24 protein-coding genes are annotated in these 25,269 nt (G+C 66.6%); 16 read left to right on the forward strand and 8 right to left on the reverse strand.

The window, feature by feature from the left end; all coding sequences use genetic code 11:
- Positions 1-13: 13 nt before the first annotated feature.
- Positions 14-2,281 (reverse strand): RelA/SpoT family protein, encoded by a 2,268-nt coding sequence (locus tag ADE01S_RS00465; protein ID WP_062679499.1) that lies wholly within the window; start codon positions 2,279-2,281, stop codon positions 14-16.
- Between the two features lie 104 nt (positions 2,282-2,385).
- Here ADE01S_RS00465 and ADE01S_RS00470 point away from each other — a divergent pair, with 104 nt between their 5' ends.
- Together ADE01S_RS00470 and ADE01S_RS00475 are read left to right on the forward strand one after the other, a co-directional pair.
- On the forward strand, positions 2,386-3,219 hold the full coding sequence (locus ADE01S_RS00470) for a M90 family metallopeptidase (protein WP_062679500.1): 834 nt from the start codon (positions 2,386-2,388) through the stop codon (positions 3,217-3,219).
- A complete protein-coding gene (locus tag ADE01S_RS00475; RefSeq protein WP_062679501.1) occupies positions 3,216-3,725 on the forward strand; it encodes a flavodoxin family protein in 510 nt (169 codons plus the stop codon). The genes ADE01S_RS00470 and ADE01S_RS00475 overlap by 4 nt, the downstream gene beginning before the upstream one ends.
- 94 nt (positions 3,726-3,819) lie before the next feature.
- On the opposite strand, the gene ADE01S_RS00480 is transcribed toward ADE01S_RS00475, so the two are convergent.
- Together ADE01S_RS00480 and pncB are read right to left on the reverse strand one after the other, a co-directional pair.
- The gene (locus ADE01S_RS00480; protein WP_062679502.1) at positions 3,820-4,170 is read right to left on the reverse strand and encodes a RidA family protein; all 351 of its coding nucleotides are present in this window, start codon (positions 4,168-4,170) and stop codon (positions 3,820-3,822) included.
- Between the two features lie 71 nt (positions 4,171-4,241).
- The gene (gene pncB / locus ADE01S_RS00485; RefSeq protein ID WP_062679503.1) at positions 4,242-5,417 is read right to left on the reverse strand and encodes a nicotinate phosphoribosyltransferase; all 1,176 of its coding nucleotides are present in this window, start codon (positions 5,415-5,417) and stop codon (positions 4,242-4,244) included.
- A 155-nt stretch (positions 5,418-5,572) separates the two neighbouring features.
- Here pncB and fdxA point away from each other — a divergent pair, with 155 nt between their 5' ends.
- The 14 genes from fdxA (at position 5,573) to ADE01S_RS00555 (ending at position 19,457) form a co-directional block, all read left to right on the forward strand.
- Positions 5,573-5,896, forward strand: a complete 324-nt coding sequence (fdxA, locus tag ADE01S_RS00490) for a ferredoxin FdxA (protein WP_062679504.1) — start codon at positions 5,573-5,575, stop codon at positions 5,894-5,896.
- Positions 5,897-5,946: 50 nt separating this feature from the next.
- Positions 5,947-6,747, forward strand: coding sequence for a ferredoxin--NADP reductase (locus tag ADE01S_RS00495; RefSeq protein ID WP_062679505.1), 801 nt, complete (start codon positions 5,947-5,949; stop codon positions 6,745-6,747).
- A 211-nt stretch (positions 6,748-6,958) separates the two neighbouring features.
- Complete coding sequence (locus ADE01S_RS00500) at positions 6,959-8,185, forward strand: polyhydroxyalkanoate depolymerase (protein ID WP_062679506.1); 1,227 nt, start codon at positions 6,959-6,961, stop codon at positions 8,183-8,185.
- Between the two features lie 199 nt (positions 8,186-8,384).
- A complete protein-coding gene (gene rsxB, locus ADE01S_RS00505; protein ID WP_062679507.1) occupies positions 8,385-9,026 on the forward strand; it encodes an electron transport complex subunit RsxB in 642 nt (213 codons plus the stop codon).
- Positions 9,023-9,658: an endonuclease III gene (nth, locus tag ADE01S_RS00510; protein WP_062679508.1), complete on the forward strand. Its 636-nt coding sequence runs from the start codon at positions 9,023-9,025 to the stop codon at positions 9,656-9,658. The genes rsxB and nth overlap by 4 nt, the downstream gene beginning before the upstream one ends.
- Before the next feature lie 352 nt (positions 9,659-10,010).
- On the forward strand, positions 10,011-10,784 hold the full coding sequence (locus tag ADE01S_RS00515; protein ID WP_062679509.1) for an ABC transporter ATP-binding protein: 774 nt from the start codon (positions 10,011-10,013) through the stop codon (positions 10,782-10,784).
- Complete coding sequence (locus ADE01S_RS00520; protein WP_013392192.1) at positions 10,781-11,491, forward strand: ABC transporter ATP-binding protein; 711 nt, start codon at positions 10,781-10,783, stop codon at positions 11,489-11,491. The genes ADE01S_RS00515 and ADE01S_RS00520 overlap by 4 nt, the downstream gene beginning before the upstream one ends.
- Positions 11,492-11,551: 60 nt before the next feature.
- Positions 11,552-12,766 carry an ABC transporter substrate-binding protein gene (locus ADE01S_RS00525; RefSeq protein WP_062679510.1) on the forward strand — a complete coding sequence of 405 codons (1,215 nt, stop codon included), beginning with the start codon at positions 11,552-11,554 and terminating at the stop codon, positions 12,764-12,766.
- A gap of 92 nt (positions 12,767-12,858) precedes the next feature.
- Positions 12,859-13,746 carry a branched-chain amino acid ABC transporter permease gene (locus tag ADE01S_RS00530; RefSeq protein WP_062679511.1) on the forward strand — a complete coding sequence of 296 codons (888 nt, stop codon included), beginning with the start codon at positions 12,859-12,861 and terminating at the stop codon, positions 13,744-13,746.
- Positions 13,743-14,726 (forward strand): branched-chain amino acid ABC transporter permease, encoded by a 984-nt coding sequence (locus ADE01S_RS00535; RefSeq protein WP_062679512.1) that lies wholly within the window; start codon positions 13,743-13,745, stop codon positions 14,724-14,726. Before ADE01S_RS00530 ends, ADE01S_RS00535 begins: the two co-directional genes overlap by 4 nt.
- Before the next feature lie 123 nt (positions 14,727-14,849).
- Complete coding sequence (locus tag ADE01S_RS00540; RefSeq protein ID WP_062679513.1) at positions 14,850-15,875, forward strand: ABC transporter substrate-binding protein; 1,026 nt, start codon at positions 14,850-14,852, stop codon at positions 15,873-15,875.
- 92 nt (positions 15,876-15,967) lie between these two features.
- Entirely contained in the window at positions 15,968-16,813 is an 846-nt protein-coding gene (locus ADE01S_RS00545; protein ID WP_062679514.1) for a branched-chain amino acid aminotransferase, read from the forward strand.
- 71 nt (positions 16,814-16,884) lie between these two features.
- Positions 16,885-19,038 carry a phosphocholine-specific phospholipase C gene (locus ADE01S_RS00550; protein WP_062679515.1) on the forward strand — a complete coding sequence of 718 codons (2,154 nt, stop codon included), beginning with the start codon at positions 16,885-16,887 and terminating at the stop codon, positions 19,036-19,038.
- The gene (locus tag ADE01S_RS00555; RefSeq protein WP_062679860.1) at positions 19,035-19,457 is read left to right on the forward strand and encodes an ASCH domain-containing protein; all 423 of its coding nucleotides are present in this window, start codon (positions 19,035-19,037) and stop codon (positions 19,455-19,457) included. The genes ADE01S_RS00550 and ADE01S_RS00555 overlap by 4 nt, the downstream gene beginning before the upstream one ends.
- A 51-nt stretch (positions 19,458-19,508) precedes the next feature.
- Here the strand turns inward: ADE01S_RS00555 and ADE01S_RS00560 are convergent, their stop codons facing one another.
- From ADE01S_RS00560 to ADE01S_RS00580, 5 genes are all read right to left on the reverse strand, one after another.
- A complete protein-coding gene (locus ADE01S_RS00560; RefSeq protein ID WP_062679516.1) occupies positions 19,509-20,270 on the reverse strand; it encodes an ABC transporter ATP-binding protein in 762 nt (253 codons plus the stop codon).
- On the reverse strand, positions 20,270-22,105 hold the full coding sequence (locus ADE01S_RS00565) for a branched-chain amino acid ABC transporter ATP-binding protein/permease (protein WP_062679517.1): 1,836 nt from the start codon (positions 22,103-22,105) through the stop codon (positions 20,270-20,272). The genes ADE01S_RS00560 and ADE01S_RS00565 overlap by 1 nt, the downstream gene beginning before the upstream one ends.
- 5 nt (positions 22,106-22,110) lie before the next feature.
- Complete coding sequence (locus ADE01S_RS00570; protein ID WP_062679518.1) at positions 22,111-23,148, reverse strand: branched-chain amino acid ABC transporter permease; 1,038 nt, start codon at positions 23,146-23,148, stop codon at positions 22,111-22,113.
- Between the two features lie 163 nt (positions 23,149-23,311).
- Positions 23,312-24,475: an ABC transporter substrate-binding protein gene (locus tag ADE01S_RS00575; protein WP_062679519.1), complete on the reverse strand. Its 1,164-nt coding sequence runs from the start codon at positions 24,473-24,475 to the stop codon at positions 23,312-23,314.
- A gap of 237 nt (positions 24,476-24,712) precedes the next feature.
- Positions 24,713-25,267, reverse strand: a complete 555-nt coding sequence (locus ADE01S_RS00580; protein WP_062679520.1) for a biotin transporter BioY — start codon at positions 25,265-25,267, stop codon at positions 24,713-24,715.
- Between the last annotated feature and the right edge of the window lie 2 nt (positions 25,268-25,269).

Here is a 25,269-nt window from a genome sequence, read left to right on the forward strand (position 1 = left end):
CGCGCCGCGGGGGTCAGCGGCGTGTCGCCGACGACACGCCCGGCACCTCGGCCAGCGCGTCCAGGGCCCGCGAGAGGGACTCCCCTCCCCGCACTTCCACCGTGAACACCATATGGGCAAGCGACTGCCGGCTCTGCGTGTTCACGCCCACTACGTTCAGACGCAGCCGGGCGAAGACTTCGGAGAGGTCCCGCAACAGGCCGGACCGGTCGTGCGCGCGCACGCTGATGTCCACCGGATAGAAGGTATCGGACGTTTCGCCCCACGCCACTTCGATGACGCGTTCCGGCTCGCGCGCGGCCAGGGCCAGATAGCTGTGGCAATCGCTGCGATGGATGGACACGCCGCGCCCCCGCGTCACGAAGCCCGCGATGGCGTCCGGCGGCGCCGGGCGGCAGCAGCGCGCCAGCTGGGTCAGGAGCGAACCCACGCCCACCACCAGCACGCCGCTCTTGCCGCTCTTTTCGGCGCTGCCGGCGCTGGCGTTGCGCAGCGCCGCCGGCTGGGGTTCGGCAACGGGCGCCGGCTGCTGAAACAGCGTGTCGATCTGGCGCAGGCTGAATTCTTCCTTGGCCGCGGCGACGTACAGGTCGTCGGCGCGCGCGAACCCGAGGTTCTGCGCCAACTGCTCCAGGTTGATCGCCGTCTTGCCCAGGCGCTGCAATTCCTTTTCCACCAGCGCCTGGCCCTGGGTGATGCGCTGCTGGAGCTCGATCGCGTTGAACCACATGCGCACCTTGGCGCGGGCCCGCGGGCTGGCCAGGAATCCCAGCTGGGGATTGAGCCAGTCCCGCGAGGGGCCGCCCGACTTGGCGGAAATAATCTCCACGGTCTGGCCGGTGGACAGCCGCGTCTGTAGCGGCACCATCTGCCCGTCGACGCGGGCGCCGCGGCAGCGGTGGCCCAGGTCGGTGTGCAAGTGATAGGCGAAGTCGACCGGCGTGGCGCCGGCGGGCAGTTCGATCACGCGCGCCTGCGGCGTCAGCACGTAAATGCGCTCGTCGGTGTGCGCGGGCGCCACGGCCGCGTTGCGGCCCTTGCCGGTCGCGGACTTGCCGGCGGCCGGCTTGGCCGGCTCGCCGCCGCCCTCGACATCGGAATTCCAGGCCAGCAGCTGGCGCATCCATGCCAGTTGGCGGTCGTATTCGCTGGAGGCGGCCACCTGGCCGCCCTTGGCTCCCGCTTCCTTGTAGCGCCAATGGGCGGCCATGCCGTACTCGGCGAACTGGTGCATCTCGCGGGTGCGGATCTGCACTTCGAAGGGGCGGCCGTCGTCGTCGGTCACGACCGTGTGCAGGGAGCGGTAGCCGTTGGGCTTGGGCCGGGAGATATAGTCGTCGAACTCCTCGGAGATCGGCGTCCACATCTCGTGCACCATGCCCAGGGCGGTGTAGCAGCCGCGCACGTCCTCGACGATGACCCGCAGCGCGCGCAGGTCGTACATCTGGGAAAAGTCCAGGCCCTTCACGCGCATCTTGTTCCAGATGCTGTAGATGTGCTTGGGCCGGCCGCTCACCTCGGCCTCGACCCCGGCCTTGGCCAGCGCGGCCTGCAGGCGCTCGATGGCGCCGGCGATGAAGGCCTCGCGCTCCACCCGCTTTTCTTCCAGCAGGCGGGCGATCTGCTTGTACTTCTCGGGTTCGAGGAAGCGGAAGGCCAGGTCTTCCATTTCCCACTTGATCTGCCAGATCCCCAGGCGGTTGGCCAGGGGCGCGTACAGGTCCAGGGTTTCGCGGGCGAAGGCGACCGAGCACGGCGTTTTGCTTTCCGCGTGCCAGCGCAGGGAACGCAGCCGGGACGCCAGCCGCATCAGCACGATGCGCAGGTCGGCCGCCATGGCCAGCAGCATCTTGCGCTGCATTTCCTTCTGGGAGCCGCTTTCGGCCTCGGCGTCGCTGGCCTGCCGGGCCACCACGCCCAGCCGCAGCAGGGCCCGCGTGCCCTGCACCAGCCGCGCGACCTCGGCGCCGAAGGCGGTCGCGACCGGATCGTTGCGCAGGGACGGCGCGGGCGCCATCAAGTCGGTGGGCAAGGCGGCCAGCAGCGCGGCCGCCCGCGTCGGGGCGTCGGTGTGCAGCGCCGCCAGTACCCTGACCACGCCGGCGCCGTGCTCGGCCAGCGACTCGCCCGTGGGCGCACGCTGCCCTTCGAAACGGGGTTCGGCCCAGGCGACGGCCCGGTCGATCAACGCCAGGCCGTCGGCATCCAGGCCAGCCCCTACCTCCTGGCGCCAGGCGGCGTCGAAAGGCGTAGGCGCGTCGAGAACAGGCGGGGCGGACATGACGGGCGGAAGCGGGTATAGGTTGATATTCCGACACTCTACACTAGCGTGTATCAACCCCAAAAGACGCCGCGCTCCGCGGCATATGGAAGGAACCCGAGCTTATGTTGCGCTGGCTGAAAGGACGCGGCGCCCGCCCGTCCGCGGTGGCCGAAATGCAGTCCCGCATCTCTCCCGACCTATGGCGGCAGGTGCTGGACGCCCACCCGTTCCTGGCGGCATTGACCCCCGGTGAGGCCGACCAGCTGCTGGCGCGTTCGGCCTGGCTGCTCGCCAGCAAGAACATCAACGGCGCCCAGGGGCTGGAGGTGTCCGACTTCATGCGCCTGTCCATTGCGGCGCAGGCCAGCCTGCCCATCCTGAACCTGACGCCCGAACTCTACGAAGGCTGGGACGAGATCATCGTGTACCCGGCAAGCTTCCGCATCCCCCGATCGCGCCAGGACGAGGACGGCGTGGTGCACGAGTACATCGAGGACGCTGCAGGCGAAGCCTGGGAGGGCGGCCCGCTGGTCCTGTCCTGGGAAGACACGCAGCTGTCGGACGGCGGCTTCAATGTGGTCATCCACGAATTCGCCCACAAGCTGGACCTGCGCTCGGGCTTCGCGGACGGCATGCCGTCGCTGGCGGCGCATCCCGAATTGCAGCCTCGGACCTGGCGCCGCGTCCTGGACGACAGCCTGGACCGCTTCATCGCCGCCCTGGACGCGGTGGAAGCCGCCATTCCTCCGGACGTCGATCCCGAGAGCGAAGAGGCGGATGCCTGGTACGGGCAGCTGCCGATGGACCCGTACGCGGCCACTGACGAAGCCGAGTTCTTCGCCGTCAGCTCCGAGCACTTCTTCGTGGACCCCCAACCCATGCGCGAGGCGCTGCCGCAGTGGTACGACTTGCTCAAGGCCTATTACCGGCAGGACCCGGTGGAACGCTACGCATGAAACAGCTGCTGATCGTCTGGCATTCCCGCACCGGCGCCGCGCGCCAGATGGCCGAGGCGGCCGCCCGCGGCGCGCGCGACGCCGCCGCCCAGCTTGAGCAGGACGCCGATCTGCGGGTCGTGCTGCTGCGCGCCTCGGACGCGCAGGCCGGCGACCTGCTTGCCAGCCAGGGCTATCTTTTCTGCGCCCCCGAGAACCTGGCGGGGCTGAGCGGCGAAATGAAGGAGTTCTTCGACCGCAACTACTACGCGGTGCTGGACCGGATACAAGGGCTGCCCTACGCCTGCGCGATCAGCGCGGGCAGCGACGGCTCGGGCGCCGCGCGCCAGGCCGAACGCATCTGCACCGGCTGGCGGCTCAATGCCGTGGCCCCCGCGCTCATCGTCAATATGGGCGCGCAGACGCCGCAGCAGATCCTCGCGCCCAAGACGGTGGCGCAGGCGGAACTGGAGAAATGCGAGGAACTGGGGGGCTTGCTGGCCGGGACGCTGCTGCTGGGGCAGTGAGGCGGACGCGGCAGCCGGGAGCCCGGGGCGGCGGCAAGGCGCCGGCCGCCCGGGGAGGCGCCAGGCACGCTAGGCGCCCGGCGCGCGGGGCCTCTTACACAGCGGCCGTGACGACGATCTCGACCTTGTAGTCGGGATTGGCCAGGCGGGCTTCGACGGTGGCGCGCGGAGGCGAGTTGCCGGCGGCGACCCAGGCGTCCCACGCCTTGTTCATGCCGTCGAATTCCTTCATGTTGGCCACGTAGATCTGGGCCATCAGGATCTTGGTCTTGTCGGTGCCGGCTTCGGCCAGCAGGCGGTCGATCGTCGCGAGCACTTGCTCGGTCTGGCCGGTGATGTCCAGCGTGGCATCGTCCGGCACCTGGCCCGCCAGGTACGCGACGCCGTTGTACACGGCCATGTCCGACAGGCGCTTGTCGACGTGGAAGCGCTTGATGCTGCTCATGAATATTCCCCTAGGATCGAGTGGGTTGGGTGAAACAATGCAAGGAACCCGCAATTTACCCCGAGCCGCGCTCAAGCGGGGGGCAATTGGAAGACCTGGCGCAGGTAGGCCAGGTAGGCCGGATCGTCGCACATGGTCTTTTCCGGCGCGTCCGACACCTTGGCCACGGGCTGGCCGTTGCAGCGGACCATCTTCATGACGATCTGCAGGGGTTCGTGGCCCAGGTCGTTGGTCAGGTTGGTGCCGATGCCGAAGGACACCTTGCAGCGCCCGGAGAATTGGCGGGCCAACTCGATGGCGCGCGGGAAGGTCAGCGAATCCGAGAACACCAGCGTCTTGGCGCGCGGGTCGACCCGGTTCTTGCGGTAGTGTTCGAGCAGGCGCTCGCCCCAGACGAACGGATCGCCGGAGTCGTGCCGCGCGCCGTCGAACAGCTTGCAGAAATACATGTCGAAGTCGCGCAGGAAGGCATCCATGCCGTAGACGTCGGACAGCGCGATGCCCAGGTCGCCGCGGTATTCCTTGGCCCAGACCTCCAGCGCGAACACCTGCGAGTCGCGCAGGCGCGGACCCAGGGCCTGGCAGGCCTGCAGGTATTCGTGGCCCATCGTGCCCAGCGGCAGGACTTCGTGCTCCTTGGCCAGCAGCACGTTGCTGGTGCCGGCGAAATGCGGCCCCATCTGCGCCTTCATGGTGGACACGATTTCCTCGTGCCAGACCTTGGAGAAACGGCGCCGCGTGCCGTATTCGGCCACGCGGAAATCGGCCAGCGCGGGATCGTCCAGCACCAGGTGCATCTTGGATTGCAGGCGCTTGCGGCCTTCTTCCCAGTCCGGGTTCTTGCGCGTATTGCGGAAATAGACCTCGTTGACGATGGCCAGCACCGGAATCTCGAAAAGAATCGTGTGCAGCCACGGCCCCTTGACCTCGATGCTGATTTCGCCGGGCGCCTCGCCCTCGCCGATGTGGATGCAGCGCTCGGGCATGTGGAACAGTTCGAGGAAATCAACGAAGTCGCTTTTGATAAAGCGCAAGCCGCCGAGATATTTAAGTTCGTCCTCGGTGAAGCGGAGCTGGCACAGCTGGTGCACTTCCTCGCGGATTTCATCGAGATAGGGGCGCAGATCCACCCCCGGAGTACGGCATTTGTAACGGTACTCGACCTGGGCAGCGGGAAACTGGTGCAGCACCACCTGCATCATGCTGAATTTATACAGGTCGGTGTCGAGCAGCGAAGTAATTATCATGATTGCGCGTTTCGTTTCGCGACACCATAGCATAGAGCGGACGCCCCGAACGGCCTCGGGCCACGATGTCAATACGGGTATTACCGGCACATCAGCGCGGCATTGGGTAAAATCGGCGCAACAAGACACAAAGCCGCCGATCCCGGAGTTCCTGAATGACCCACGTTGTCACCGAAAACTGTATTAAGTGCAAGTACACCGACTGCGTAGACGTGTGCCCGGTGGACTGTTTTCGTGAGGGTCCGAACTTCCTCGTGATCGATCCCGACGAATGCATCGATTGCGCGGTCTGCATCCCGGAATGCCCGGCCAACGCGATCTACGCCGAAGAAGACGTGCCGCAGGACCAGATGAACTTCATCGCCCTGAATGCCGAACTCTCGCCCGAGTTCGCCAGCATCAGCCGCGCCAAGAAGCCCCTGCCCGACGCCGACGACTGGAACGGCAAGCAGGACAAGCTGCAATACCTGGAAAGATAAATCCGCGAGCGCCGGCCTCCGCCTGGCGGCCGGCATCGCGCGATGCCCCGATGACCGACGACTCCAAATACACGCGCCAGACTGTCACCCACGTCCATACCTGGGTACCCGATAAGCTGTTCTCCGTCCGAGTGACGCGCGACGACGCGTACACGTTCCTGCCCGGCCAGTTCGCGCGAGTGGGCCTGCCGGAAGCGGATTCCCCCGACGGCGCCCCCACGCTGTGGCGCGCCTATTCGATGGTATCGGCCCCGCATGAACCGTGGCTGGAGTTCTATTCCATCGTGGTGCCGGAGGGGCTGTTCAGCCCGCGCATGGCCCGGCTGCAACCCGGCGACGCGCTGTACGTGGAAAAGGCCCCCTACGGCTTCCTGACGCTGGAGCGCTTCGCCCCGGGCGGCGACCTGTGGCTGCTGGCCTCGGGCACCGGCCTGTCGGCCTACCTCTCGATCCTGCGCGATCCCGCCGTCTGGCGCGCCTACCGCCGCATCGTCCTGGTGCACGGCGTGCGCACCGCCGCGGAGCTGGCCTACCGCGAAGAGATCGAATCCTTGCGCAATCAGCCCGGCCTGGCCGAGCTGTTCGCCGCTGATCCGCAAAAGCTGATCTACCTGCCCATCGCCACGCGCGAACCCCTGCCCGGCATGCCGCAGGAACGCCTCACCACGCTGATCGCCGACGGCCGCCTGGAGCAATTGGCCGGCCAGCCGCTGGATCCCGAGCAGGCCAAGGTCATGCTTTGCGGCAACCCCGCCATGCTCGCGGACGCCCGCAAGCTGCTGGGCGAGCGCGGCTTCAAGCCCGGCCGCCGCGGCATCCCCGGCAACCTGGCGGTAGAAAACTACTGGTAAAGCCGCCAGTCCGGCGTAGTGCATAAATCCTCCATTTGGTATCGCTGCGGGGCGCAAAAAGCGCCCTAAACTGGTGCCTAACGGATATTGGGTCGCTTTTTAGCAACAGATTTGCTTTTTTTGACGGCGTTTCTTCAGGCTGTTTGGAAATATCGTTAGTCCCGGGAGCAATAATCGGGACACACGCACGACCCAGAAGGACTTTTCCCAAATGCTGTATCAATTGCACGAAATGCAGCGCGCCTTCCTGACTCCGTTCGCTGCATTTACGGACGCCGGCTCTCAGCTGTTTTCCAGCCCCTACAGCCCTCTCGCCTACACCCCGATCTCGCGCCAGATGGCGGCGGGGTACGAGTTGATGACGCGCATCGGCAAGGAATACCAGAAGCCGGCCTGGAATCTCCCCACCACCAAGATCGATGGCAAGTCCGTCAACGTCACCGAAGGCGTGGCGATGGACAAGCCGTTCTGCCGCCTGGTGCACTTCCACCGCGACGTCCGCCATGCCCGCCAGGACGATCCCAAGATCCTGCTGGTCGCGCCGCTGTCGGGCCATCACGCCACCTTGCTGCGCGACACCGTGCGCGCCCTGCTGCCCGCCCACGACGTGTATGTCACGGATTGGGTCGACGCCCGCATGGTGCCCCTGTCCGCCGGGCCGTTCCATCTGAACGACTACGTGCGCTACGTGCAGGACTTCATCCGCCACCTGGGCCCCGACGTGCACGTCATGTCCGTCTGCCAGCCCACGGTCCCGGTGCTGGCCGCCGTTTCCTTGATGGCCTCCGCCAACGATCCCTGCCAGCCGCGCAGCATGGTGATGATGGGCGGCCCCATCGACCCTCGACAGTCGCCCACGCAGGTGAACCGCCTGGCCACGACCAAGCCCTATTCCTGGTTCGAGAACCAGGTCATCCATCCGGTGCCGCCGCGCTATCCGGGCTCGGGCCGCAAGGTCTATCCGGGCTTTCTGCAGCACGCGGGCTTCATGGCCATGAACCCCGACCGCCACATGAAGTCGCATTACGACTTCTATCTGGACCTGCTGCGCGGGGACGACAGCGACGCCGAGGCGCATCGCCGCTTCTACGACGAATACAACGCCGTGCTGGACATGCCGGCCGAGTTCTACCTGGACACGATCCGCATGGTGTTCCAGGAATTCCAGCTGCCCAACGGCACCTGGGAAGTCGACGGCAAGCTGGTTCGCCCCGCGGACATCAAGAAGGTCGCGCTCCTGACCATCGAGGGCGAGCTGGACGATATCTCCGGCCAGGGCCAGACCCGCGCCGCGATCAAACTGTGCAAGAACATCCCCGCCGATCGCAAGACGCATTACACGGCCCCCAACTGCGGCCACTACGGGATTTTCTCGGGCCGCCGCTGGCGCGAAATGATCTGTCCTAAAATTGCCGAATTCATCCGGCAATCTGCGTAGGATGGGTGAAGCGCGAGAGTTCTTAAGCAAGGACTCAGGTATCCAACGCGCGTAACCCATGCTGCCGTAAAAGACTGTTTTCCGGCCGGAGCCGGGCACGGTCTGCCCGCGGCCGCATGGGTTACGCGCGTTGGGCGTTCGGGTTTTTGCTTAAGGACTCTCGCGCTCCACCCATCCTACGGCTTTCTGTTTCTTTATCATGTCCTGTCGCACCCTAGCCGACCGCATCGACGCCTTGCTGCCCCAGACGCAATGCACCAAGTGCGGATACGACGGCTGCCGGCCCTACGCCGACGCCATCGCCGACGGCGCCGCCCCGATCAATCGCTGCCCGCCCGGCGGCGATGAAGGCATCGCCGCGCTGTCGGCCCTGCTCGACACGCCCGTCCTGCCCCTAGACACGGCCCGCGGCGAACCCGGCCCCCTGCTGGTCGCCCGCATCGACGAATCGCACTGCATCGGCTGTACGCTGTGCATCCAGGCCTGTCCGGTGGACGCCATCGTCGGCGCCAACAAGCACATGCACACCGTTCTGAACGACTGGTGCACCGGCTGCGACCTGTGCGTGCCGCCCTGTCCGGTCGATTGCATCGAGATGGTGCCCGCGGGGCGCGCCTGGAGCGCGCAGGATGCCGCGATCAGCCGCGAGCGCCATCGCAGCCACCTCGCGCGCGTGGAACGCCTGGCGGCCGACAACGCGCGCCTGATGGCCCCTGAAGCCCCGCAAGCGCCCGCCGCGCCTTCCCTCGCCGACGCTACCGGCAACGAGGAGCGCAAGCGCTCCGCCATCGAATCCGCGCTGGCCCGCGCCCGGGCCCGCCGCAATTCCTCGCAGCCATGAACGCCGCCAAACGCCAAGAGATCTTCGCCCGCCTGCAAGCGGCCAATCCGCACCCGACCACCGAGCTCGAATACGACACGCCCTTCCAGCTGCTGATCGCGGTGCTGCTGTCGGCGCAGGCCACCGACAAATCGGTCAACATCGCCACGCGCAAGTTCTTCCCCGAACACGGCACGCCGCAAGGCCTGCTGGCGCTGGGCGAAGAAGGCCTGGCGGACTACATCAAGACCATCGGGCTCTACCGCACCAAGGCGAAGAACACCATCGCCACCTGCAAGATCCTGCTTGAGCAGCACGGCGGCGAAGTGCCGCGGACGCGCGAAGCGCTGGAAGCCCTGCCCGGCGTGGGCCGCAAGACCGCGAACGTGGTGCTCAACACCGCGTTCGGCCAACCCACGATGGCCGTGGACACGCACATCTTCCGCGTCTCGAACCGCACCGGCATCGCGCCGGGCAAGAACGTGCTGGAAGTCGAGCGGAAACTCGAAAAGTTCGTGCCGCGCGAATACATGCAGGACGCCCATCATTGGCTGATCCTGCTGGGCCGCTACGTCTGCGTCGCCCGCAAGCCCAAATGCCCCCAGTGCGGTATTTCCGATCTCTGCGAATTCAAGCAGAAAACACCCGCCTGATCTCCGCGCGCTCCGCCGCGCCGGCCGCATTCGCGCGGGGAAAACCGGGTTTTCCCTCGCCCGCGAAATCATGACGCGTTGATGACGATCAACGCATATTTGCTGCGATGCATTTCCATTATGGAAATGCTTTCTCCCCCTGACGCGAAAGCATTGTCGGCCTGCCGACAATTGCCCTTTCCGCACTGCAAAACCTATGACAAACCCTCATGGAATTTTGATAAATAGGTGCGCATACTCGCCGGCAACTCATCGAAAAATTGCGACACTTCGCTGATTTTCCGAACCCCGCGGGGACCTGGCGCGATAACGGCAGGTGCAGATCAATAAATACAACGCTGGTGCAGCGAATATGGACGACACGATCCTGGAGACAAAAGGCCTCACGAAGGAATTCCGCGGTTTCGTCGCGGTCAATGGGGTCGATTTGCGTATCAAGCGAGGCGAGATTCATGCCTTGATCGGGCCTAACGGCGCCGGCAAGACCACATGCTTCAACCTGCTTACGAAGTTTCTATCTCCCACTTCGGGGACCATCAAGTTCAACGGTATCGACATTACCGGCGAGCGGCCCGCGCAGATCGCGCGGCGCGGCGTCATACGCTCGTTCCAGATCTCGGCGGTGTTTCCCCACCTGACCGTGCTGGAGAACGTGCGCATCGGCCTGCAACGCAAGACCGGCCTGTCGTACCACTTCTGGAGAAGCGACAAGCAACTCGCCTCGTTGAACGAACCGGCCCGGGCCCTGCTTGACCAGGTGGACCTCGGCTCCTTCGCCAACGAAACCACCGTCAACCTGCCGTACGGCCGCAAGCGCGCGCTCGAAATCGCCACCACCCTGGCGATGGAACCCGAGCTGATGCTGCTGGACGAACCCACCCAGGGCATGGGCCACGAAGACGTGGATCGCGTAACGCAACTGATCAAGCGGGTCAGCGCGGGACGCACCATTCTCATGGTGGAACACAATATGAATGTCGTGTCCTCCATCGCCAACACCATCACCGTGCTGGCGCGCGGTTCGGTGCTGGCCGAAGGATCCTACGCCGAAGTCTCCCGCCATCCGGCAGTGATGCAGGCCTACATGGGCACCACCGACGGCGAACTTCAAGGAGCGCACGCATGAGCACCCCGGCACTGGAAATTTCGGGCCTGCAGGCCTGGTACGGGGAATCGCATATCCTGCACGGCGTGGACATGCGCGTCGGGCAGGGCGAAGTGGTCACGCTGCTCGGCCGCAACGGCGCCGGCCGCACCACGACCCTGCGGGCCATTCTCGGCCTGACGGGATCGCGCAAGGGCTCGGTGCGCATCCATGGCACCGAAGCCATCGACCTGCCCACCTACAAGATCGCCCACCTGGGCGTGGGGTATTGCCCCGAGGAACGCGGCATCTTCGCCAGTCTGTCCTGCGAAGAGAACCTGCTGCTGCCTCCCGTCGTCGGTTCGCTGGGCGGCGGCATGTCGCTGGCCGAGATCTACGACATGTTCCCCAACCTCCAGGAACGCCGGAATTCTCCCGGCACCCGCCTGTCGGGAGGCGAACAACAGATGCTGGCCGTCGCGCGCATCCTGCGCACCGGCGCCAACCTGCTGCTGCTCGACGAGATCTCCGAAGGCCTCGCCCCCGTCATCGTGCAGGCGCTCGCGCGCATGATCACGGCGCTCAAGCAGCGTGGCTACACCATCGTCATGGTGGAACAGAACTTCCGCTTCGCCGCGCCGCTGGCCGACCGCTTCTACGTCATGGAGCACGGCCAGATCGTCGAGCACTTCGAAGCCGCAGAACTTTCAGAAAAACAGGACACGCTCAACGAACTGCTGGGCGTGTAAGAAACCTGTCATCCGCCGGGATCCCGGCAACACTACACCGTAGGGAAGAGGAGTCATCCCATGAAGCTGCACACCATCACTGCTGCATTGGCCCTGGCGGGCCTGGGATTTGCGGGGGCAACCGCCCACGCGCAAGGTATCTCCGACGATGTCATCCGCATCGGCTTCATCACTGACATGTCCGGCGTCTATTCCGACATCGACGGCAAGGCCGGTCTGGAAGCCGTTCGCATGGCGATCGAGGACGCCGGCGGTTCGATCAACGGCAAGAAGATCGAAGTTGTCTCGGCCGACCACCAGAACAAGGCCGACGTGGCTTCGGCACGCGTGCGCGAATGGTTCGACGAGCAGAAGGTGGACGTCATCATCGCCGGCACGAACTCGTCGACCAGCCTGGCCATGGCCGGCGTGGCCGCGGCGAAGAAAAAGCCCTTCATGGCCATCGGCGCGGGCGCATCGGACCTGACCAACGCCCAGTGCTCGCCCTATACCGTGCACTACGCCTACGACACCGTGGCCCTGGCTCGCGGCACCGGTTCCGCCGTGGTGAAGGACGGCGGCAAGAGCTGGTTCTTCCTGACCGCGGACTACGCCTTCGGCCACGCGCTGGAGCGCGACACCGTGGCCGTGGTCAAGGCCGCGGGCGGCGAGGTCAAGGGCCAGGTGCGGGCGCCGCTGGGCGCGTCGGACTTCTCGTCCTTCCTGCTGCAGGCGCAAGCCTCCAAGGCACAGATCCTGGGCCTGGCCAACGCGGGCGGCGACACCATCAACTCGATCAAGGCCGCCAATGAATTCGGCGTGACCAAGACCATGAAGATGGCCGGCCTGCTGGTCTTCATCAACGACGTGCACGCGCTGGGCCTGCAAGCCACGCAGGGCATGTACCTGACCGACGGCTGGTACTGGGACCAATCCGACGCCTCGCGCGCCTGGTCCAAGAAGTTCGAAGCCAAGGTGGGCCGCAAGCCCTCCATGCTGCAGGCCGGCGACTACTCCGCCACCGCCTTCTACCTGAACGCCATCAAGGCCACCGGCACGGATGACGGCGACGCCGTGATGAAGTGGATGAAGTCGAACAAGGTCAACGACTTCTTCGCCCAGGGCGGCTACGTCCGCGAAGACGGCCGCATGATCCATGACATGTACCTGATGCAGGTGAAGACGCCCGCCGAGTCGAAGGGCCCGTGGGACTACTACAAGGTCGTGGCCACGCTGCCCGGCGACGAGGTCTACACCAAGTTGTCCGAGTCCACCTGCAAGCTGGTCAAGAAGTAATCCAGCTTATCTGTCCCTGATGCTGCCCGGCCACCCGCCGGGCAGCATCCCGAATCGCTCGCTCCCATCCGTACGCGCAGGACTTTCACAAGATGACTGACTTTTTCGGCATCCCCATACAGGCCTTGTTCGGCCAGCTATTGCTAGGCTTGGTCAACGGCTCCTTCTACGCCATGCTGTCGCTCGGGCTGGCCGTCATCTTCGGGCTGCTTAACGTCATCAACTTCGCGCACGGCGCGCTCTACATGCTGGGCGCGTTCATCGCCTGGATGGGCCTGTCGTACTTCGGGCTGAATTACTGGGTCATGCTGATCGTGGCGCCGCTGATCGTGGGGCTGTTCGGGATCATCATCGAGAAACTCCTGCTCAAGCACCTGTACAAGCTCGACCATCTGTACGGGCTGCTGCTGACCTTCGGGCTGACGCTGCTCATCGAGGGGCTGTTCCGCAGCTTCTACGGCGTGTCGGGCCAACCCTACCCCACGCCCGACGCCCTGCGCGGCGCGACCAACCTGGGCTTCATGATCCTGCCGAACTACCGCGGCTGGGTCGTGGCGGCGTCGGTGGTGGTGTGCCTGGCCACCTGGTTCGTCATCGAACGCACCCGCCTGGGCGCCCTGCTGCGCGCCGGCACCGAAAACCCGAGGCTGGTCGAAGCCTTCGGCGTGAACGTTCCCCGCATGATCACGCTGACCTACGGTTTCGGCGTGGCGCTGGCGGGCTTCGCCGGCGTGCTGGCCGCGCCGGTCCTGCAGATTTCCCCGCTGATGGGGTCCAACCTCATCATCGTCGTGTTCGCGGTCGTCGTGATCGGAGGCATGGGGTCCATCATGGGCGCCATCGTCACCGGGCTGGGCCTGGGCGTCATCGAAGGCCTCACCAAAGTGTTCTGGCCCGAAGCTTCCAGCACGGTCGTCTTCATCATCATGGCCATTGTTCTGTTGATCCGCCCGGCCGGGCTGTTCGGAAAAGAGAAATGAATCGTCAATTCCTGGGCTATGCGGCGTTGGCCATCGTGGTGGCCATTCTTCCCTTCGTTGGGGTGTATCCGATCTTCGCCATGAAGGTCATGTGCTATGCCCTCTTCGCCTGCGCGTTCAACCTGCTGCTGGGCTTCACCGGGCTGCTGTCGTTCGGCCATGCCGCCTTCCTGGGCAGCGCGGCCTACGCAGCGGGGCACGCCATGAAGGTCTGGGGCTTCCCCACCGAGATCGGCCTGCTGTTCGGCGTCGCCGTCGCGGCGCTCCTGGGCCTGGCGATGGGCGCGCTTGCCATCCGCCGCAGCGGCATCTACTTCGCCATGATCACGCTGGCGCTGGCGCAGATGGTGTTCTTCTTCTTCCTGCAGGCCAAGTTCACCGGCGGCGAAGACGGGCTGCAAAGCGTGCCGCGCGGCACCCTGCTGGGCCTGGTCGACCTCTCCAAGGACTTGAACCTGTACTACCTGGTGATGGGCGTGTTCGCGCTGGGCTTCTTCATCATCTGGCGCACGGTGCACTCGCCCTTCGGGCAGGTGCTGCAAGCTCTGCGCGAGAACGAGCCGCGCGCCATCTCGCTGGGCTACGACGTCGACCGCTTCAAGCTGCTCGCCTTCGTGCTGTCGGCCGCCATCGCCGGGCTGGCCGGCGCCACCAAGACGCTGGTGTTCGTGTCCGCCACCCTCTCGGACGCCACCTGGCAGATGTCGGGCCTGGTCATCCTCATGACGCTGATCGGCGGCCTGGGCACCTTGACCGGCCCCATCCTGGGCGCCTTCATCGTGGTGTTGCTCGAAAACAAGGTGGGCGACTTCGGACAGATGCTCGCCAGCCTGACCGGCGTGGACTGGTTCCTGCGCCTGGGCGAATCCGTCACCATCGTGATCGGGCTGATCTTCGTGATCTGCGTGCTGGCGTTCCGCCGCGGCATCGTGGGCGAGATCGGCGCCTTCATCGACCGCCGGCGCGCCGCCCGCGCCTAGGGCAAAACCCTTGCGCCAACCGGACGGGGCCGCAACTTGCGGCCCCGTTTGCTTTTGCGCCCCGCCGGCGCCGATTCCCCCGCCCCGTACAATGGCGGGACCCAACCCGACAGGTGCCTGACCATGCGCAACTTGCACATCGCCTCCGCCTTCTGCGCCCTGGCGTTGGCCTCGGCCTTGCCGTCCGCCGCGGCGGCGCAATCCGCCCCCGCCGCTCCCCCTGCCTGCGAAGTCGACCGCCCCATTCGTTTCAGCGGCCTGAACTGGGAATCCAACCTGGTGCTGGCCGGCATCGAACGCTACGTGCTGGAACACGGCTACGGCTGCAAGACCACGGTCGAGATCGGCGAAACGCTGCCCATGCTGGCCGCCCTGCAACGCGGGGACGTGGACGTCACCCCCGAGGTCTGGCCCGGCCAGATCGAGGGCGCCTGGAAAAAAGCCCTGGCCAGCGGCCGCGTGCTGGGCGTGGGCCATGTCTACGACGCCGGCGAAGGCTGGTACGTGCCCCGCTACACCGTCGAGCGCCATCCCGACCTGAAGGCCGCATCCGACCTGGCCCGCTTCAAGGACGTCTTCGCCGACCCCGAGGACCCGGGGCGCGGGCGCATCTACGGCTGCCCCGCCGGCTGGGCCTGCGGGACGCTGAACGACAACCTGCTGCGCGCTCTGGGCCTGGACCGCGACTATGCGCTGTTCGCGCCCGGCTCGGGCGCCGCGCAGAAGGCCGCCATCGTCTCGGCCTACAAGCGCAAGCGCGACATCGTCTTCTACTACTGGACGCCCACCTCCCTGGTCGGCGCGCTGGACCTGGTCAAACTGGAACTGCCGCCCTTCGACCAGCAGGCCTACACCTGCATGACCGACCCCAAATGCGCGCATCCGGTGGCGACGGAGTTCAAGCCCAACCCCGTGGTGACCGGGCTGAACGCCGGCTTCGCCAAGCAGGCTCCCCAGCTGGCCGCCTTCTTCGCCAAGCTGACCGTGCCCGAGGACGCCATCGACGCCACCCTGGGCTGGCTGGAAAACGAAGGCAAGGAGCCCGAGGACGCCGCCCGCTATTTCCTCAAGCAATACGGCGAGGTCTGGCGGCAATGGATACCCGCCGATACCGCCGCGCGCGTGCAGGCGGCGCTGGCAAAGGAATGAGGCGGACGGGCCCGCCCGCCGCCCCCGGCTCATGTATCCTGACGTTTCGGCGCGGCTGACGCGCCACCCCATACAAGCGAAGGAAGACAACCATGGACGCCCTGTACTGGCACGACGGTCGCTGGACCACTGAAAACCCCAAACTGCTCGGTCCCGCCGACCACGCCTTCTGGATGGCCAGCATGGTCTTCGACGGCGCCCGCGCCTTCCGCGGCCTGACGCCCGACCTGGACCTGCACTGCCAGCGCGTGGTGCGCTCGGCCGAAAAGATGCTGATGAAGCCCCAGATCGGCTGGGAAGAGATCCAATCGCTGTGCCTGCAGGCCGTCGCCAAGTTCCCCCCGGGCACCGAGCTCTACATCAAGCCGATGTTCTATTGCGCCGACGGCTTCCTGCTGCCCGACGCCGACAAGACCCAGTTCGTGCTGCACGTGTTCAAGGTGCCGATGCCCGGCGACCAGGGCTTTTCCGCCTGCTTCTCCAGCTTCGCGCGCTCCTGGCCCAACATGGCGCCCACCGACGCCAAGGCCTCCTGCCTCTACCCCAACGGCCAGCGCGCGATCCGCGAAGCCGCCGAAAAGGGCTTCGACAACGCCATCATGCTGGACGGCGACGGCAACATCGCCGAATTCGCCACCAGCAACCTCTGGATCGCCAAGGACGGCGTGGTGTCCACGCCCGCGGACAACGGCACCTTCCTGAACGGCATCACCCGCCGCCGCGTCCTCGCCTTGCTGAAGGCCGACGGCGTCGACGTGCGCGAACGCAGCCTCACGCGGGCCGACGTCGAAGCCGCCGACGAAGTCTTCTCCTCCGGCAACTACGGCAAGGTGGTGCACGTGAACCGCGTCGAAGACCGCGCCCTGGAATATGGCCCGATGGCGCGCCGCGCGCACAAGCTGTATATGGATTACGCGGAAAGCACCGGCAAGAAGTAGGATCGCCTTGCGCCGCCATTTTTAGAAAAACTGCCCGCCACGCGCGGGCAGTGCCGTTCTGAGGACTGCCCATGCACACCCGCCGCACTTTCCTCCGCAACAGCGCCACGCTCGCCGCGGCGGGCAGCGCCCTGGCCATGTTGCCGGCGCCGCTGCGCCGCGCCTTCGCGATTCCCGCCGCCCGTCGCACGGGCACGATCCGCGACGTGGAGCACATCGTGGTCTTCATGCAGGAGAACCGCTCGTTCGACCATTATTTCGGCGGACTGGCGGGCGTGCGCGGGTTTGGCGACCGCTTTCCCATCCCCGTGCCGGACAGCCCCGACGCGCGCCGCCGCAGCGTCTGGGCGCAGTACAACGACAAGCCCGAGGACGGCGCCCCTCGCACGGTGCTGCCCTTCCGCCTGGATACGCGCGAGGCCTTTGAAACCATGCGCGTGGCCAGCACGCCGCACACCTGGTCCAATGCCCAGGACGCCTGGGACGCCGGCCGCATGGGCAATTGGCCTGCCGCCAAGAAGAACCACTCCATGGCGTACTACACGGAAGGCGATATGCCTTTCCAGTACGCCATGGCGCGCGCTTTTACCGTGTGCGACGCCTATCACTGCTCTTTCACCGGCGGCACCAACACCAACCGGCTGTTCCTGTGGACGGGCACCAATGACGGCCTGGGCCGGGGCAAGGGTCCGGCGCTGGGCAACCTCTACAACAAGTTGAAGGGCGGCGATCCGGCGGGCGGCTACACCTGGACGACCTATCCGGAGCGGCTGGAAGCCGCGGGGGTCAGCTGGTGCATCTACCAGGACATGGCGGACAACTATTCGCTCAATCCCACCGCGGGCTTCAAGGCCTACCGCGATGCCTACCACGGCCTGCCCGGCTCGCGCGCGGCGCTGAAGGACAAGGCCCTGAGCACCCGCAGCCTGGATGCGCTGCGCCAGGACGTGCTGGACGGCAAGCTGCCGCAGGTGTCCTGGATCTGCGCCACCAAGGCCGGATCCGAGCATCCCAGCCCGTCCAGCCCGGCCCAGGGCGCGGACTACACGGCCCGGGTGCTGGATGCCTTGACGGCCGATCCGGAGGTCTGGAGCAAGACCGTCCTGCTGCTGATGTTCGACGAGAACGACGGCTTCTTCGACCACATGCCGCCGCCCGCGCCGCCCTCGCGCGACACCTCCGGCGCGCTGGCGGGCGCGTCCACCGTGGATACCGCCGGCGAATACCACGAGATCGTCACAGGCGCCGAAAAGGACGATACGCCGGCGCATCTGCACGGCGTGTACGGGCTGGGGCCGCGCGTGCCCATGTACGTGCTGTCTCCCTGGACCAAGGGCGGCTGGGTCAATTCTCAAGTGTTCGACCACACGTCGGTGCTGCGCTTCATCGAGCAACGATTCGGCGTGGCCGAACCCAATATCTCGGCCTGGCGCCGCGCCGTCTGCGGCGACCTGACCTCGATTTTCGATTTCTCCGCGCCGGAAGGCGCGGGCCTGCCCGGCGGCCTGCCGGCCACGGCCGAACGCGCCGGGCTCGCCTCGGCGCTGCCGGGCACGGTCACCCCGCCCGCGCCGCTCCAGCCAGAACGGGCGCGGCAGCAATCCGGCACGCGGCCTTCGCGTCCGCTGCCTTATGCGCTGCAGGTCCATGCCGCCGTGGAAGGGGAACGGGTATCGCTGCGGTTCGAGAATACCGGCACGGCAGGCGCGGTGTTCCATGTGTACGACAGGCTGCGCCTGGAGCGCGGGCCGCGCCGCTACACGGTGGAGGCCGGCAAGCAGCTGGCGGATGCGTGGCCGGCCTCGGCCGACGATGGCCGCTATGACCTCTGGGTACTGGGCCCCAACGGATTCCACCGGCATTGCACGGGACGCGCGGGCACGGCGGGCATGCCGCCGCTGGAAGTCGCGGCCGATCATCAGGGGCCCGGCGTGCCGCTGCGCCTGACGCTGCACAACCCTGCCTCGCGGCCCCGCTCGATCCAGGTGGAGGCCAATGCCTATGACTATCCGCGGCAGCCCCCCGCCACGCTGGCTCCCGGCGAGACGGTCAGCCTGTCGTGGGACATGACCCGCAGCGGGGGCTGGTACGACGTCACCGTGCGCGACGACGCCGAGCCCGGCTATACCCGCCGGCTGGCCGGACGCGTCGAGACCGGCGCGCCCTCCATTTCCGATCCCGCGATGGGACAGGAGCTGATCCTGCAATGGACGCCCGCGGCATGAAACCGCCCCCGCCCTACGAAGACGCCGTGACGTTCCAGTTCGGCGATTCGCCCGCGTTGGCCGATGAATTGCTGGCCCTGGTGCTGGCCGGCGCGAAAACCGCCACCTGCGGCGCGCTGCGCGACTTCAACGACCGGGAGCCGGTGCCCCAGGCCGGTCGGCGCGACGTGGTGCTGGACGGGCAAGGCCGGCCGGCCTGCGCCATCGAAACCACCAGCGTGCTGATCCAGCGTTTCGACCAGGTGGACGAGGCCTTCGCGCTGGCCGAGGGCGAAGGCCCGTACGAGGCCTGGCGCGACGGACATATCGCGTACTTCGACCGCAACGGCGGCTATGCGCCGGACATGATGCTGGTGTGCGAGCGCTTCCGCGTGGTCGACGTTTTCGTCCGGAATGAAAAAGCGCCGGGCTTGCCATAAGCCGGCGCTTTTTTTCCTTGGGACGAGGAAGGATCAGAGGCGCGGGGCCGCTCAGCCCTGCTCGCCGCCCTTGCCCAGGCCCAGGTAGCTTTCGATCACCTTCGGGTCGCCGGCCAGCTCGCGCGCCGGCCCATGCAGGATGACTTCGCCGGTTTCCAGCACGTAGCCGTAGTCGGCCACCTGCAGCGCCGCGCGCGCGTTCTGCTCGACCAGCAGGATGGCCACGCCCGTTTCGCGCAGGCGCGCGATGATGTGGAAAATCTCGCGCACGATGCGCGGCGCCAGGCCCAGGCTGGGCTCGTCCAGCATCAGCAGGTTGGGCTTGGCCATCAGCGCGCGGCCCACGGCCAGCATCTGACGCTCGCCGCCCGACAGGGTGCCGGCCTGCTGGCCGCGCCGCTCCCGCAGGCGCGGGAACAGATCGAAGACTTCGTTCAGCGTGTCGCGCCAGCCGCTTTCGCGCGCGCGGTAGCGCCGGAAGCCGCCCAGCAGCAGGTTGTCTTCCACCGACATGGTGCCGAACAGTTCGCGGCGCTCGGGCACCAGCGACATGCCGGCCGCGACGCGGCGCTCCACCTGCCAGCCCGACACGTCGGCGCCCGCGTACTGCACGGCGCCGGCCGCGTGGCCGGTCTGGGGCAAGGAGCCCATGATCGCGTTCAGCATGGTGGACTTGCCGGCGCCGTTGGCGCCGATCACCGTGACGATGCTGCCCGCCGGCACCGTGAGCGTGGCGCCCACCAGCGCGCCGACCTTGCCGTAGCGGGCCGACAGCTTGCTGACTTCGAGAACGGGGGATTGGGTTGCGCTCATCACACGCCTCCTGCCGACACGGGCTTGGCCTGATCCGCTTCGGGCAGGTCGTCGTCGATGCCGCCCAGGTAGGCTTCCAGCACCGCCGGGTTCTTTTGCACGTCGGCCGGCACGCCTTCGGCCAGCTTGGTGCCGAAATCCATCACCACGAGGTGGTTGGTCAGGCGCATCACAAAATCCATATCGTGTTCGACGAGCAGAATGCTCATTCCCTCGGCGCGCAGCTGTTCCAGCACGCGGGCCAGGTCTTGCTTTTCCTTGTAGCGCAGGCCGGCCGCGGGTTCGTCCAGCAGCAGCAGCACCGGGTCGGCGGCCAGGGCGCGCGCGATTTCCAGAATGCGTTGCTGGCCCAGCGCCAGGTTGCCCGCCTGTTCGTACAGGTATTCGCCCAGGCCCACGCGCTTGATCTGTTCCGCGGCTTCGTGCAGCAGTTGGGCTTCGCGGGCCCGGTCCGAGTGCAGCGCGCCCGCGAGCACGCCGACGTCCGAGCGCAAGTGCGCGCCCAGGGCCACGTTCTCCAGCACCGTCATGCCGGGCAGCAACTGCACGTGCTGGAAGGTGCGGCCGACACCCAGCTTGGCGATTTCGCGCGCCGAACGGCTGTCGATGCGCTGGCCCATGAACGTGACCTTGCCCCGCGTCACCGGCAGCACGCCGCTGATCAGGTTGAAGGTCGTGCTCTTGCCGGCGCCGTTCGGGCCGATCAGGCCCATGATTTCGCCGGATGCGACCTTGAAGGAGATGTCGTTGACAGCGACCAGGCCGCCGAACTCCTTGCGGATGGCGTCCACTTCCAGCACCACCTGGCCGGGCTGCGGGCGCGCGCGCGTCGGCAGGGCCGGGGCCGGGGCCGGCGGCGCCAGGTTGCGGCGCGAGCCGTCGGCACCAGTGATGCTGCTCCACCAGCCGGCCAGGATCGGCCACAGGCCATTGCGGGCGTATTGCAGCATCAGGATCAGCAGCACGCCGAAGACGATCATCTCGAAGTTGGCGTTGGTGTCCAGCAGCTTGGGCAGGAGGTTCTGCAGCTGGTCCTTCAGCACCAGGATGACGCTGGAGCCCAGCAGGGCGCCCCAGACGTAGCCCGCGCCACCCACCACGGCCATGAACAGGTATTCGATGCCGTAGTTGATGCCGAACGGGCTGGGGCTGACGGCGCGCTGCATGTGCGCATAGAGCCAGCCGGACACGCAGGCCAGCAGCGCCGCCCAGACGAAGATCACGACCTTGTAGGCGGCGGTGTTCACGCCCATGGATTCGGCCATGCCCGCGCCGCTCTTGAGCGCGCGGATGGCGCGTCCCGGACGCGAGTTCAGCAGGTTGCGGGTCGCCCACAGCGCCAGCAGCACGAACACCCAGATCAGGAAATAGATGTGGCGGCCGCTGGCCAGCGACATGCCGAAGATGCTGATGGGCTCGATGCCGGCGATGCCGTCATGCTTGCCCAGCCAGTCGATGTTGCCGAACAGGAAGTACAGGGACAAGCCCCAGGCGATGGTACCCAGCGGGAGGTAGTGGCCCGACAGGCGCAGCGTGATGGCGCCCAGCAGGTAGGCCACCACGGCGGTCAGGACCAGCCCGGCGGGTAGCGCCAGCCACGGCGACACGTCGTACTGGGTGGTCAGGAAGGCAGTGGTGTAGGCGCCCAGGCCCACGAACGCCGCCTGGCCGAACGAGGTCAGGCCGCCCACGCCGGTCAGCAGCACCAGGCCGAGGACGACCAGGCTGGCCAACCCGATGTAGTTGAGTTGCGTCACCCAGAATTCGGGCGTGGCCGGCACCAGCGGCAGGCCCGCCAGGACGACGATGAAGACGGCAAGCAGAATGCGGTTCATGACGTTTATTCCTCTTCGTCCACGTGATGGGTGCTGAACGAACGCCAGACCAGAACCGGGATAATCAGGGTAAAGACGATGACTTCCTTGTAGGCGCTGGCCCAGAAGGAAGAAAAGGATTCCAGCACGCCCACGAGCAGCGAGCCCGCGGCCGCCACCGGATAGCTGGCGAGGCCGCCGATGATGGCGCCCACGAAGCCTTTCAGGCCGATCAGGAAGCCGGTGTCGTAGTAGACGGTGGTGATGGGCGCGATCAGCATGCCGGACATGGCGCCGATGGCGACCGCCAGCGTGAAGGTCAGGCTGCCCGACATCGTGGTGCTGATGCCCACCAGGCGGGCGCCGCGGCGGTTGACGGCGGTGGCGCGCAAGGCGCGGCCATAAAGCGTCTTGCCGAAGAACAGCCACAGGCCCACGATCAGGATCGCGCAGGTCGCGACCACGAACAGGCTTTGCGCGGACCAGGTGGTGAAGCCCAGGTCGACTTGTCCGCTGACGAACGCCGGCGTGCGCCAGCCTTCGGCGCCGAAGAACACCAGGGCCAGGCCGGTCAGCGCGAAGTGCACCGCCACCGAAACGATCAGCAGCACCAGCACGGTGGCTTCGGCCAGCGGCTGATAGACGATGCGATAGACCATCGGGCCCATCGGGATCACCAGCAGCAGCGTCAGCAGCATGTTCAGCCACAGCGAATTGCCGGCCGCGGTATAGGTCACGGTGAGCCAGAGCAGCGCCAGCGGCAGGACCACGCAGGTCGCCACGGCCTTGGGCAGGCCGGCGAAGCTGCGGGTGCGCATCGCGCGCAGCAGCTCCAGCGCCAGGCACACGACGCCCAACAGCGGCAGGAGATAGGCGGTGCCGGGCACCTTGCCATCCACCAGCATGGCCAGCGTCAGGGCGCCGAACGCCACGAACTCGCCCTGGGGAATGAAAATGACGCGCGTAACGGCGAACACCAGCACCAGAGCCATGCCCAGCAGGGCATAGATGGCGCCGTTGACGATACCGTCTTGCAGCAGGATCAGCGCAATTGAGGAATCCATCTAACAACTACCTTGTGGTTTCTTGGTGCCCCGGCCCCGTCCGGGACACTGATACGACACACCGGCCGGAAAGGCCGGTGCGAAGCATTGCCCGGGTGCCGCGGACGTGCGCCTGGCCGGCGCCGCCGCATTGTGCACCCGTGGATCGGGCGATCCGGTGGATTTACAGGTTGGGCTGGTAGACCCACTTGCCGCCTTCCACCTTGACGATGACGCGCGAGCGCTCGTCAAAGCCGGCGTGGTCCGTGGGCGACATGTTGAACACGCCTTGCGAGGCGGCCAGGTCCTTCACGCCTTCCAGGGCGTCGCGCATGGCGGCGCGGAATTCCGGCGTGCCCGGCTTGGCGCCCGACTTCAGCGCCACCGGCAGGGCGGCCACGACCAGTTGGCCGGCGTCCCACATGTGGCCGCCGAACGTGTTGGTCGAACCCGCGCCGTTGGCCTTTTCGTAGGCGTCCACGTAGGCCAGCGCCGACTTCTTGACCGGGTTGCTGTCCGGCAGTTGGGCCGCGACCAGCAGGGGGCCGGCCGGCAACAGCATGCCGTCGCAGTCCTTGCCGCACACGCGCAGCACGTCGTTGTTGGCGGCGCCGTGCGTTTGATAGATGGTGCCGCCGTAGTTGCGGGCCTTCAGTTCCTTCTGCGGCAGCGCGGACGGGGTGCCGGCGCCGGCGATCAGGATGGCGTCGGGCTTCGCGCCGACCAGCTTCAGCACCTGGCCCGTCACGCTGGTGTCGGTGCGGCTGTATTTTTCGATGGCGACGATCTCGATGCCCTTGGCCTTGGCGGCCTTCTGCATCACGTCCAGCCAGCCGTCGCCGTAGGCGTCGGCGAAGCCGATGAAGCCCAGCGTCTTGACCTTGGACTTGGCCATGGCGTCAGCCAGGGCGCCGGCCATCAGCGCGTCGTTCTGCGGGGTCTTGAAGACCCAGCGGCGCTTGTCGTCCACGGGCTCGACGATCTTGGCGCTGGCCGCCACGCTGATCATGGGCACCTTGGCTTCGGCGGCCACGTCGACCATGGCCAGCGAACCCGGCGTGACCGAGGTGCCGATCAGCACGTCGACCTTGTCGTCGGAAGCCAGCTTGCGCGAGTTCTTGACGGCTTGCGTCGTATCGGTAGCGTCGTCCAGGACGATCCATTCGATCTTCTGGCCGGCCACTTCCTTGGGCAACAGCGCCACGGTGTTGCGCTCGGGGATCCCCAGCGACGCGGCGGGGCCGGTGCTGGACACCGTCACGCCGACCTTGACCTGCGCGCTTGCCAGAAGCGGCAGGGTCAGGGCAACAGCGGCAGCCGCCGCGGACAAGCCGAAGTGCTTGCGCATATTTTTGTCTCCTGTGGTGGCTCAGAGGCGCCTCGACAGAGGCAAGGGCGAGCCTAGTTAAAGTTATACAGAAAAAAATATTATAGGGTTAAAACAGTATCAGATGACGATGCGCAACTCCGGTAAATCCCTGATGTGCTACATAAACGCATTTCAGCAAACGCATTCGTTAATGGCGAACTTGTACTAGAAAAGACTGTGGCGCGTCAGTTGGGGGATTCCCTTGGCCCGCCCGCTTCAGCGTCCCGGCATCGGCCACGCGCGCTCCACGCGCGACGCCACCCAGGCGGCCACCACGGCCTTGATCAGGTCGCCCGGCAGGAACACCGCCACCGCCAGCGCCGCCTTGCCCAATTCCATTTTCGTCACGGCGGCCAGCCACGGCACGCCGAAGGCATACACGACGGCGATGCCGCCGATCACGCATGCCGCCGCGTAGCCGGCGATCTGGGCCGCGCCCGTTTTGCGGGCGGCGAGGCGCCGCGCCAGCCAGCCCGTCACGAAGGCGCCGGCGACCAGGCCTGCGAGGAAGCCGCCCGTCGGGCCGAGGAACGCGCCCAGCCCGCCTCGTCCGCCCGGCAGCACGGGCAGCCCGATGGCCGCCAGGAGCAGGTACAGCAGGCAGGCCAGCGCGCCCCGGCCAGGACCGAGCATCGCCCCGGCCAGCATCGCGCCCAGCGTCTGCAGCGTGACGGGCACCGGGATGGCAGGCAACGGGATGGGCGGGATCAGGCTGAGGACGACGATGAGCGCCGCGAACAGCGCGATCAGCACGGTGTTGCTGGATTTCATGG

The sequence above is a fragment of the Achromobacter denitrificans NBRC 15125 genome, assembly GCF_001571365.1.
Taxonomy (GTDB): domain Bacteria; phylum Pseudomonadota; class Gammaproteobacteria; order Burkholderiales; family Burkholderiaceae_B; genus Achromobacter; species Achromobacter denitrificans.

Bases quoted from the DNA above. Each gene is read 5' to 3' on its own strand.
- ADE01S_RS00550 (WP_062679515.1), top strand. From the start codon at position 16,885: ATGCACACCCGCCGCACTTTCCTCCGCAACAGCGCCACGCTCGCCGCG.
- ADE01S_RS00545 (WP_062679514.1), top strand. From the start codon at position 15,968: ATGGACGCCCTGTACTGGCACGACGGTCGCTGGACCACTGAAAACCCC.
- ADE01S_RS00535 (WP_062679512.1), top strand. From the start codon at position 13,743: ATGAATCGTCAATTCCTGGGCTATGCGGCGTTGGCCATCGTGGTGGCC.
- nth (WP_062679508.1), top strand. From the start codon at position 9,023: ATGAACGCCGCCAAACGCCAAGAGATCTTCGCCCGCCTGCAAGCGGCC.
- ADE01S_RS00525 (WP_062679510.1), top strand. From the start codon at position 11,552: ATGAAGCTGCACACCATCACTGCTGCATTGGCCCTGGCGGGCCTGGGA.
- ADE01S_RS00580 (WP_062679520.1), bottom strand. From the start codon at position 25,267: ATGAAATCCAGCAACACCGTGCTGATCGCGCTGTTCGCGGCGCTCATC.
- ADE01S_RS00475 (WP_062679501.1), top strand. From the start codon at position 3,216: ATGAAACAGCTGCTGATCGTCTGGCATTCCCGCACCGGCGCCGCGCGC.
- ADE01S_RS00480 (WP_062679502.1), bottom strand. From the start codon at position 4,170: ATGAGCAGCATCAAGCGCTTCCACGTCGACAAGCGCCTGTCGGACATG.
- ADE01S_RS00520 (WP_013392192.1), top strand. From the start codon at position 10,781: ATGAGCACCCCGGCACTGGAAATTTCGGGCCTGCAGGCCTGGTACGGG.
- ADE01S_RS00570 (WP_062679518.1), bottom strand. From the start codon at position 23,148: ATGGATTCCTCAATTGCGCTGATCCTGCTGCAAGACGGTATCGTCAAC.
- ADE01S_RS00470 (WP_062679500.1), top strand. From the start codon at position 2,386: ATGTTGCGCTGGCTGAAAGGACGCGGCGCCCGCCCGTCCGCGGTGGCC.
- ADE01S_RS00495 (WP_062679505.1), top strand. From the start codon at position 5,947: ATGACCGACGACTCCAAATACACGCGCCAGACTGTCACCCACGTCCAT.
- pncB (WP_062679503.1), bottom strand. From the start codon at position 5,417: ATGATAATTACTTCGCTGCTCGACACCGACCTGTATAAATTCAGCATG.
- ADE01S_RS00560 (WP_062679516.1), bottom strand. From the start codon at position 20,270: ATGAGCGCAACCCAATCCCCCGTTCTCGAAGTCAGCAAGCTGTCGGCC.
- ADE01S_RS00500 (WP_062679506.1), top strand. From the start codon at position 6,959: ATGCTGTATCAATTGCACGAAATGCAGCGCGCCTTCCTGACTCCGTTC.
- ADE01S_RS00530 (WP_062679511.1), top strand. From the start codon at position 12,859: ATGACTGACTTTTTCGGCATCCCCATACAGGCCTTGTTCGGCCAGCTA.
- rsxB (WP_062679507.1), top strand. From the start codon at position 8,385: ATGTCCTGTCGCACCCTAGCCGACCGCATCGACGCCTTGCTGCCCCAG.
- ADE01S_RS00555 (WP_062679860.1), top strand. From the start codon at position 19,035: ATGAAACCGCCCCCGCCCTACGAAGACGCCGTGACGTTCCAGTTCGGC.
- ADE01S_RS00565 (WP_062679517.1), bottom strand. From the start codon at position 22,105: ATGAACCGCATTCTGCTTGCCGTCTTCATCGTCGTCCTGGCGGGCCTG.
- ADE01S_RS00540 (WP_062679513.1), top strand. From the start codon at position 14,850: ATGCGCAACTTGCACATCGCCTCCGCCTTCTGCGCCCTGGCGTTGGCC.
- ADE01S_RS00515 (WP_062679509.1), top strand. From the start codon at position 10,011: ATGGACGACACGATCCTGGAGACAAAAGGCCTCACGAAGGAATTCCGC.
- ADE01S_RS00575 (WP_062679519.1), bottom strand. From the start codon at position 24,475: ATGCGCAAGCACTTCGGCTTGTCCGCGGCGGCTGCCGCTGTTGCCCTG.
- fdxA (WP_062679504.1), top strand. From the start codon at position 5,573: ATGACCCACGTTGTCACCGAAAACTGTATTAAGTGCAAGTACACCGAC.
- ADE01S_RS00465 (WP_062679499.1), bottom strand. From the start codon at position 2,281: ATGTCCGCCCCGCCTGTTCTCGACGCGCCTACGCCTTTCGACGCCGCC.